Here is a 238-nt window from a genome sequence, read left to right as displayed (position 1 = left end):
TTAATTCCATTATATCCGCTTGGATAAGAATGGTTTTTAATATAAAAGATCTTTGATCGCCCCTATTTCAAAAACAGGGTTAGCAATCCTTTGAGCGTCATTTTCTGGCTCTCTCAAATCAATCCCCTTAAACACCCCTAAAATTTGGTCCCGGCATTGCTCCTGATAGTCCAATCGTTTGAATTTGATTTTCACCTCTACCCCCTAATCTTTAAATCGCCGCTCTCTAATTTCAAAT

Annotated in this window: 1 protein-coding gene; it reads right to left on the bottom strand. The window is 37.8% G+C overall.

What is annotated here, in order from left to right:
- Positions 1-36: 36 nt before the first annotated feature.
- The gene (locus BZK24_RS09445; protein ID WP_171972440.1) at positions 37-195 is read right to left on the bottom strand and encodes a hypothetical protein; all 159 of its coding nucleotides are present in this window, start codon (positions 193-195) and stop codon (positions 37-39) included.
- Positions 196-238: the final 43 nt, after the last annotated feature.

This window comes from Helicobacter pylori, assembly GCF_001998165.1.
Taxonomy (GTDB): Bacteria; Campylobacterota; Campylobacteria; order Campylobacterales; family Helicobacteraceae; genus Helicobacter; species Helicobacter pylori_DL.
This window is presented reverse-complemented; position numbering and strand designations above follow the sequence as displayed.